Source organism: Desulfotomaculum sp. OF05-3 (assembly GCF_003435535.1).
Taxonomy (GTDB): domain Bacteria; phylum Bacillota; class Clostridia; order Lachnospirales; family Lachnospiraceae; genus Pilosibacter; species Pilosibacter fragilis.
In genome coordinates this window covers 52303-61575 of record NZ_QWGO01000008.1, presented here as the reverse complement: position 1 = coordinate 61575, position 9273 = coordinate 52303, and the positions used below count along the sequence as shown (strand labels likewise).

The following is a 9273-nucleotide window of genomic DNA, read 5'->3' as shown; positions in this document are numbered from 1 at the left end:
GGGTACCTGGTCTCTTTTTTATGTAACAGGAAATTCCGAGGAATTCCCTGTTACATAAAAAGGCACTAACGTGCCAAAGATGCGCACTCGCGCGAAGATGTAGATTGTCGCAAGTGACCGCGCGAGGCGCGAGAATGTGCCAAGGCACATTCTTTTTTATAATGGGAGATTTTTGAGAAATTCCATATTACATAAAAATATCGTGAAAAGTAACGAACAGAACGGAGAGGGAATAACATGTATAATCTCTGCGTATTCTGCCTATAATGTCTCATAGAAACCAGCCAGGAAACGGAGTGTTTACCATGAGATTCGGGAGGCGGAAGATCACTTATTATGATACGGAAGCGGGATTTGAAGCGGAGAAATTTGCGGCGAGACTTCTGCTTCTTTTGATGAATGAGATGCGGGCATCTGGCCGCCGCCAGGTGGTGTTTTTGTGTATCGGGACGGACCGGTCCACGGGGGACAGCCTGGGGCCGCTCATTGGTTCACGGCTGGAGGCGGAGGAGATCAGCAATGTGGTGGTGATCGGGACACTGGAACATCCGGTCCATGCGGTGAATCTTGACCGGACGCTGGAGCATATCGAGGAACATTATCCGGACGCGATCATCATCGCCGTGGATGCCGCCGTTGGTCGTTGGGATCATGTGGGGCTCGTGACACTGGAAAAAGGACCGCTCCGCCCGGGACTGGGCGTTCGGAAGGAGCTTGCCGCCGTGGGTGACATCTCCATTACCGGGATCGTCGGCGGGGCGGAGAGCGGGGATCCCCTGTTTTTGCAGAGCATCCGCCTGTCCATGGTCATGCGCCTGGCGGACTGCATCAGCCGCAGCATCTGTCTCGGGATGCGGATCATTGGGAGACGTGTCGAAAACTTTTCCAGTCAGGCTGCACCGTTTTGACATGTTTTGCGGGTGTATCATGCTATACTTCGGAAAGAATCCGACGAAGCACGGTTTCGTGGTTCGCGTAAATATAGAGGCGGCCGGTATCTGGACATGCCGGCCGCCTGAAGATAGAACGAGGTGACAGCATGGGAGAATTATACAATCCGTTTCCGAAACTTCCGAAAAATATCCGCCAGATCGGTGACACGGACCAGGTGGTCCGGCTGTATGTGGAGGATTATGTAAATACATATTTAAAGCGCCTGTATCCGGCGGGAAACCAGACGCTGCGGGTGGGACTTCTGCTGGGCAGCACGGAAAATTATGACGGGACGCCGTATATCTTTATCGATGGGGCCATCGAGATGGAGGACGTGGAGGTGTCCGGGGAGAAGATAGAATTCTCGGAGAATGCCTGGAAGAAGGCATACCGGGGAATTGAGGAGTCATTTCCGAAGCGGACGGTCCAGGGATGGTTTATCTGCGGGGCGCCGTCGAGCCAGTTGAGTCCGCTGAATTACTGGAAGCAGCACAACCAGTATTTCAATGGGAAGAACAAGCTTATGTACCTGAATCATGGACTGGAAGGCGAGGAGGCGGTCTATGTCACATCGGAGGACGGATTTTACCGGTTAAAGGGCCACTGTATCTACTATGAGCGGAATCAGATGATGCAGGATTACATGGTGACGCGGAAAGATGTTCGCCGGGTGGAGTCCGGGTCCCACGAGAAGGTCATTAAGGATTTCCGCCAGCGGATGACGGTTCGGAAAGAACAGGCGGATGCCGGACGGCATATGTCCGGAATCCTGGGGACGGCCTGCGGGGTCCTCACGGTGGCGGTGCTGGCAGGAGGTGTGGTCCTCGTCAACAATTATCACAAGATGCGGCAGATGGAGTCTGTGCTGACTTCTGTGGTGCCTGCGGGGACGGCGAACTGGAGTGATTACCTGGACAAGCTGAATCAGGAGCCGGATTTTGTCATCGAGGAGCGCCCGGGAAATGTGTTCCCGACAGAGGCCAGCGGTGAGACCGGGGAAAGTTATGCGGCGGAGACTATGGAGACGACGGAAGCCGCGACGGATACGGAGGCCGCCAGCGTGGACAGTCAGCCGCAGAATCATAGTACAGGCAGTACAGATGGGCCGCAGGCGCAGTCCACGCCAGGCAGTTCCGGTGGGCAGACGGGCACAGTGAGCCAGCCGTCAGACACCGCGGCGGCAGCCAGCAATGAGACCGCCGCCGCATCCGGTGCTGTAGAGGAGGCAGTTCCGTCCATCAGCGCCGAGTCTCCGACCCAGCCCCGCGTCGGAATGGGAAAAGAGAGTGAACAGAGCAGCACGGAAAGTTCCAAGAAGGAACCCGTCGATTACGCTGCCGCGTCCGCAAACGGCTACCGGATCTATGAGATCGGTGACGGGGAGACGTTATACGGAATCTGCTGGAAAGAGTATGGAAATTTGAAGCGGCTGTCCGAAATCTGCGAACTGAACCACCTGGACAATGTGGACCATATTGTGGCAGGGCAGAAGCTGGTTCTGCCGTAAATTTCAGACTTTTCTCCTGTTAAAAATGTATCAGAACCTGTAAAAATTTTGAAAAATTATCTTGCAGGTCAAGATTGGTTCCGCCCCGCAAAATGAACTGCAATAAAAACAAAGAATTTAATGCGCATCTCCTGAAAATGGTGTATACTAGCCTATATATGTCCATTTTCAGGAGATTTTTTATGAGTGATATGCAATCTATGGACAGAGAGAACAAAAAAAGGCAGCTCAGACAGAATATCGTACAGATGCCGGACAACGGATCGGAAGAACCGATGGATGGTGGCCGGCTTGCCAAATATAAAAGAAAAAAGCGGATCATCGCGGCCGCGGCCGTCTGTTTTATTGCGGCATTAGGTTTTACCGGCTACCGGTACATGAATGAATATGAGTATACCGGCTACAGCGTCCAGTGGGAGCGGTCCATGCGCTACACAGAAAACTCTGGCGCGGATAAGAAAACACAGGCAGCAGAGACAAGTGCCGCGGCTGACAGTGCAGGGACAGACGGAGCCGGTGAGACTGCTTCGGCAGAAAGCTCCGGAGCTTCCGGGGCGGGAAGCGGAAATCCGGATGAGACGGCGTCCGCGGAGACTTCCGCACCTGCGGAGGCATCAAAAAACGTCAGTGACAGCAGTTTCGTAAAATTTGCCATGTTCGGCGATAATATGATCAAGTATACAAAGGACGGCGCTTCCTATATCGATGCCTCCGGCAAAACGATCTGGACCCAGAGCTATGAGATGAAAACACCGATCATCAACATCAACGGGGACTACGCTGTGATCGCGGACCAGCAGGGAAACGAGATGTACATCTGCAGCAAAGAGGGATGTACCGGAACGGCGAAGACACAGCTTCCGATCACGAAAGCAGCGGTATCTGCCCGCGGCGTTGCGGCGGCAGTTGTTGAGGACAGCACGGCGAGCTACATATTCTACTTCAAGAAGGACGGCGAGTCGCTGGGGATCAACATCAAGATGCTCTTATCCGGAGATGGATATCCGGTGGACATCGCGCTTTCTCCAGACGGAAAACAGATCGTCATGTCCGTTATGTACATGAAAAATGGCGCTCTGAAGAACAAGGTGGCGTTCTACGATTTCTCTGAGATCGGAAAAAATGTCAACAACCGTTTTATCGCCGCTTTTGAAGAAGAATTTGATGACAAGATGGTGGGACGCATCCGCTACTTAAATGATCAGACGGTCTGCGCCTTTTCCGATAAAGGGCTGACCTTTATCTCTGTAAAAAATGTGATCCCGGACACAAATGTCACGTTTGTTCCGGTGGATGAAGAGATCCAGAGTATCTGCTACTCAGATAAATATGCGGCTGTCGTTGTCGACAGTACCTCCGGAAGTCCGTACCGGCTTGATGTATACAACACGGATGGAAAGAAGGTTACAAGCATTGATTTTGACTACGCCTACACAGGCGTCCTCATTGACGGGGACAGGCTTATCCTGTATAATGAGGAATCGTGCAGGGAATACAACCTGGACGGACACGAGAGGTTTAACGGACAGTTTGACTTTTCTGTATCGCTCGTAAGAGCAGGCAAAAATCGTACCAATTCTCTGATTACCGCAGGCAGCGAGGTAATGAAAGAGATTAAATTAAGGTAAATAAATGTAATAGTGAAAACATGTTACAACACTGATAACTGTGAAGAAAATGAACAGTTACCACACCTATGGATTATCAGGAGGAATGAAACAATGAACACAATCGACAATCTGGCGATCAATTCCATCAGAATTTTATCCGCAGATGCGATCCAGAAGGCAAATTCCGGCCATCCGGGACTTCCCCTCGGCAGTGCGCCGATGGCTTATGAGCTCTGGGCACACCACATGAACCACAATCCGGCAAACCCGGAGTGGGCAAACCGTGACCGCTTTATCTTATCCGGCGGACATGGCTCCATGCTGTTGTATTCCCTGCTTCACCTGTTCGGATACGGCCTTACAAAGGAAGACCTTATGAACTTCCGTCAGGTCGGCTCCCTGACTCCGGGACATCCGGAATACGGCCACACCGTAGGCGTTGAGGCTACAACAGGACCGTTAGGCGCAGGTATGGGCATGGCTGTTGGTATGGCAATGGCTGAGAAGCATCTGGCATCCGTATTCAACAAGGAAAGCTACCCGGTTGTCGATCACTTCACATATGTACTCGGCGGCGACGGCTGCATGATGGAGGGAATTTCCTCTGAGGCATTCTCCCTTGCAGGAACACTTGGACTTGGTAAACTTATCGTTCTCTACGATTCCAACCGCATCTCCATCGAGGGAAGCACAGACATCGCATTCCGCGAGAACGTGGAAGAGCGCATGAAAGCATTCGGCTTCCAGACAATTACCGTTGAAGACGGAACAGATATCGATGCCATCGGCGCAGCAATTGAGGTTGCAAAGGCTGATACTGAGCATCCGTCCTTCATCACCATCAAGACTGAGATCGGCTTCGGCTGCCCGGCTAAACAGGGCAAGGCAAGCGCCCACGGCGAGCCGTTAGGTGTTGACAACATCAAAGCAATGAGAGAGACTCTCGGCTGGCAGTATGAGGAGCCGTTCTTTGTACCGGAAGAGGTCTATGAGCATTATTCCCGTCTCGCGGAGGAGAAGGCAGACGTTGAGGCAGCATGGAACGCTATGTTTGCCGCATACTGCGACGAGTACCCGGAGATGGAGAAGCTCTGGGAGCAGTACCACACAGCTCCGGACGCAAAGTCACTGATCGAGAACGAGGCACTCTGGCTCACAAAAGACAAGGCAGAGGCAACACGTTCCCTTTCCGGCAAGATGATCAACATCTTAAAGGACATCATGCCGAACATGATCGGCGGTTCTGCTGACCTTGCTCCGTCCAACAAGACAGCCATGAAGGATGCGGGCGACTTCTCCGCAGAGAACCCGGCAGGCAGAAACCTCCACTTCGGCGTAAGAGAGCTTGCAATGACAGCGATCGGCAACGGTATCATGCTTCACGGCGGTCTCCGCGCTTATGTTGCGACATTCTTCGTGTTCAGTGATTATGTAAAACCGATGGCGAGACTTTCCGCACTGATGGGAGTTCCGCTGACATTTGTTCTGACTCACGACAGCATCGGCGTTGGCGAAGACGGACCGACCCACGAGCCGATCGAGCAGCTCGCTATGTTCCGCGCAATGCCGAACTTCCATGTATTCCGTCCGTGTGACGCGACAGAGACATCCGCAGCATGGCTGTCTGCAGTAACATCTGAGAAGACACCGACAGCGCTTGTCCTTTCCAGACAGAACCTCAATCCGATCCCGGGAAGCAGCAAGGACGCGTTAAAGGGCGGCTATGTGATCGATGACTGCGAGGGAACACCGGACGCAATCCTGATCGCAAGCGGTTCGGAGGTTGATCTTGCGGTTAAGGCGAAAGCAGAGCTTACAGCTGAAGGCAAGAAGATCCGCGTCGTATCCATGCCGTGTATGGATATCTTCGAGGAGCAGAGCGCAGAGTACAAGGAGTCCGTACTTCCGAAGGAAGTCAGAAGAAGAATTGTCGTTGAGGCACTTTCCGACTTCGGCTGGGGCAAGTATGTCGGCCTCGACGGAGCTTATGTGACCATGAAGAGCTTCGGAGCAAGCGGTCCGGCAGCAAAATTGTTCGAGAAGTTCGGATTTACGGTCGAGAACGTTGTAAATACTGTAAAGACCCTGTTCTAATCAGATAGATGGAAAATGCGGCAGCCCGATGTGAAATGGGCGGCTGTGAAAAATAGGGGCTGGCGCCTGGACTATGGGGCGGCAGCTCCGCAAGGTCGTGTGCTGTCCGGACAGATGGCTGAAAGCCGTTGTTGGACGGATAGCGGAAAATCAGGGAAAAGGGGAGCACACATGAGTTTAAAGTGTATTGGAATCGATATCGGCGGAACAAGCGTGAAGCTCGGTATCTTTGAGGAGGACGGAACTCTCGTAAAGAAGTGGGAGATTCCGACAAGAAAAGAGGAGAACGGAAAGTATATCCTGGGCGATATTGCGGCTTCGATCCGCAGAACGGCAAAGGAAAGCGGTCTGGAGCTCTCTGATTTTTCCGGAGCGGGAATGGGATTCCCTGGACCGGTTCTTCCGAACGGACACTGCGAAGTGTGTGTAAACCTCGGCTGGAAGGCCGGAAATCCGCAGCAGGAGCTCAGCAGACTGCTGGATGGTATGGTCGTAAAAAGCGGAAATGACGCGAACGTCGCGGCTCTCGGTGAGATGTGGCAGGGAGGCGGAAAAGGCTACAAAAACCTTGTCATGGTAACTCTGGGAACCGGCGTCGGCGGCGGCATTATCCTGAATGAAAAGATCTGGACCGGCGAACAGGGGGTCGGCGGTGAGATCGGCCATATCCATGTGATGGAAGGTGAGAAAGAGGCGTGCAATTGTGGCGGACACGGCTGCTTAGAGCAGGTGGCTTCCGCGACAGGAATCGCCAGAACCGCAAGAAGAATGCTGGCGGCAGATAACCGCCCGTCCACTCTCAGAAGCTTAAAGAACATCAGCGCGAAGAACGTGCTGGATGCAGCGAAGGCGGGAGATGCGCTTGCACTGGAATCCCTCAATAAGTCCTGCTATTACCTTGGCTGGGCTCTTGCGACGATCTCCATGGTTCTGGATCCACAGGCATTCCTGATCGGCGGCGGTGTATCCAAGGCCGGAATATTCCTGACTGATATTATTAAGAGGTACCACGATGAGTTATCTCCGATGGCAACAAAGAAGGCGGACATCGTTCTTGCGAAGCTTGGAAATGATGCCGGAATCTACGGTGCCGCGAAGCTGATCATCGGATAAAGAAGAGAGAGTCCGGTGACGGACTCCCTTTTTGCTGTGAACGCACATAGCGCATGTATGGGTGAAAAAGAAAAGTGTCCGCCATAAGTGGACACACATTACCCCTAAAAAAGAGGAGACCCCGGTCGCGACAACCGGGGCAATTATGAAAAATCTATGTGCAATTTGTCTAGTTGGTTAAGTCAAACGACTTTTTGTTTATGCAATAAGTATAAAAAACAAATGTGAACAAATTGTGAACGAACTATGAAGTTATTGTAACACATTCTTATTTGTACGTCTGAGAAAAACGCAATAGAAGGAGAAGATCAATGGCAGTTGAAGAACTGAAAAAAACACTTGTCCTGGGACACAGAAATCCTGACACGGATTCCATCTGCTCAGCCATCTGCTATGCTGGTTTCAAGCATCAGCTTACCGGCGAGAATTATGAGCCGTGCCGTGCCGGAAATGTAAACCCGGAGACACAGTATGTGTTAGATTATTTTAAATTAAAGGCCCCGCGCCTCGTGGAGAACGTCAAGACGCAGGTCAAGGACATCGAGATCCGCAAGACAAAAGGCGTGTCCCGTGGAATTTCCTTAAAGAATGCATGGGGACTCATGCAGGAGAACAACGTCGTCACACTTCCGTGTGTGACGGAGGAAGGTCTCCTGGAGGGCGTTATCACGATCGGCGATATCACCAAGTCCTACATGAACTTATATGACAGCAGCATTATCTCAAAAGCGTGCACGAAGTACGCGAACATCCTTGATACTCTGGAAGGAAGTATGGTAGTCGGCGATTCTGAGGCATATTTTGACCGCGGAAAAGTCCTGATCGCGGCCGCAAACCCGGACCTGATGGAGAACTACATCGAAAAACATGACCTGGTCATCCTCGGAAACCGTTATGAGTCCCAGCTTTGCGCCATCGAGATGGAAGCAGGCTGCATTATCGTCTGCGAGGGCGCAGGTGTATCCCTTACGATCCGCAAACTGGCACAGGAGCGCGGCTGTGCAGTCATTACGACACCGTATGACACCTACACAACAGCCCGTCTGATCAACCAGTCCATGCCGATCAGCTACTTTATGACGAAGGAAAACATCATCGAATTCTCTGAGGAAGATTACCTCGACGATATCCGCGAGATCATGGCGAGCAAGAGACACCGCGATTTCCCGATTCTTGATTCTGACGGAAAGTACATCGGCATGATCTCCAGACGTAACCTCTTAGGCGCAAAGGGAAAGAGTATCATCCTTGTGGACCACAACGAGAAGAGCCAGGCCGTAGAGGGCATGGAGAGCGCCGATATCCGCGAGATCATCGACCACCATCGTCTCGGAACTGTTGAGACCATGTCCCCGGTATTCTTCAGAAACCAGCCCCTAGGCTGCACCGCGACCATCATCTACCAGATGTACCAGGAGAACCACATGGAGATCGATAAAACGACCGCCGGTCTCTTATGCAGCGCGATCATCTCCGATACCCTGTTATTCCGTTCCCCGACCTGTACACCGATCGATAAGGCAGCCGGACTTGCGCTCGCGCAGATCGCTGGTCTCGATATCGAGAAGTACGCCATCGACATGTTCTCCGCAGGAAGCAACCTGAAGGGAAAATCCGACGGCGATATTTTCTACCAGGATTTTAAGAGATTCACAGTAGGAAATTCCGTATTCGGAATCGGCCAGATCACCTCCTTAAATGCAGTGGAGCTCAAGGATCTGAGAACAAGAATGTCCGCATATACGGAGAAAGAGAGAGAGCAGCATGAGATCGACATGATGTTCTTCATGCTCACAAACATTCTGACAGAGTCCACAGATCTGATCTGCACCGGACAGGGAGCGGAGCAGCTTATTGCCAATGCGTTCCATGTAAAGGATGAGGATATGGAGAACGTCAGCGGACAGACCGGAATCGTGAAGCTTCCGGGCGTTGTTTCCAGAAAGAAACAGCTTGCGCCGCAGATCATGATGGCATTACAGTAGTAATTTTTGACGGCAGTTCGGCTGTGGGACC

The 9273-nt window shown here is 52.0% G+C and carries 6 protein-coding genes; all 6 read left to right on the top strand.

The features are described from left to right. The first annotated feature begins 305 nt into the window (after window positions 1-305). The 6 genes from yyaC (at window position 306) to DXA87_RS06230 (ending at window position 9242) form a co-directional block, all read left to right on the top strand. Window positions 306-908, top strand: a complete 603-nt coding sequence (gene yyaC, locus DXA87_RS06255) for a spore protease YyaC (RefSeq protein WP_015552908.1) — start codon at window positions 306-308, stop codon at window positions 906-908. Window positions 909-1039: 131 nt separating this feature from the next. Next, a complete protein-coding gene (locus DXA87_RS06250; protein ID WP_117503581.1) occupies window positions 1040-2440 on the top strand; it encodes a LysM peptidoglycan-binding domain-containing protein in 1401 nt (466 codons plus the stop codon). Window positions 2441-2622: 182 nt separating this feature from the next. After that, entirely contained in the window at window positions 2623-4068 is a 1446-nt protein-coding gene (locus DXA87_RS06245; RefSeq protein WP_117503580.1) for a DUF5711 family protein, read from the top strand. Window positions 4069-4161: 93 nt separating this feature from the next. Next, a complete protein-coding gene (gene tkt, locus DXA87_RS06240; RefSeq protein WP_117503579.1) occupies window positions 4162-6144 on the top strand; it encodes a transketolase in 1983 nt (660 codons plus the stop codon). Window positions 6145-6315: 171 nt separating this feature from the next. Beyond that, complete coding sequence (locus tag DXA87_RS06235) at window positions 6316-7257, top strand: ROK family glucokinase (protein ID WP_117503578.1); 942 nt, start codon at window positions 6316-6318, stop codon at window positions 7255-7257. A 311-nt stretch (window positions 7258-7568) separates the two neighbouring features. Then, the gene (locus DXA87_RS06230; RefSeq protein ID WP_117503577.1) at window positions 7569-9242 is read left to right on the top strand and encodes a putative manganese-dependent inorganic diphosphatase; all 1674 of its coding nucleotides are present in this window, start codon (window positions 7569-7571) and stop codon (window positions 9240-9242) included. Window positions 9243-9273 lie beyond the last annotated feature (31 nt).

Bases quoted from the DNA above. Each gene is read 5' to 3' on its own strand.
- yyaC (WP_015552908.1), top strand. From the start codon at position 306: ATGAGATTCGGGAGGCGGAAGATCACTTATTATGATACGGAAGCGGGA.
- DXA87_RS06250 (WP_117503581.1), top strand. From the start codon at position 1,040: ATGGGAGAATTATACAATCCGTTTCCGAAACTTCCGAAAAATATCCGC.
- DXA87_RS06245 (WP_117503580.1), top strand. From the start codon at position 2,623: ATGAGTGATATGCAATCTATGGACAGAGAGAACAAAAAAAGGCAGCTC.
- tkt (WP_117503579.1), top strand. From the start codon at position 4,162: ATGAACACAATCGACAATCTGGCGATCAATTCCATCAGAATTTTATCC.
- DXA87_RS06235 (WP_117503578.1), top strand. From the start codon at position 6,316: ATGAGTTTAAAGTGTATTGGAATCGATATCGGCGGAACAAGCGTGAAG.
- DXA87_RS06230 (WP_117503577.1), top strand. From the start codon at position 7,569: ATGGCAGTTGAAGAACTGAAAAAAACACTTGTCCTGGGACACAGAAAT.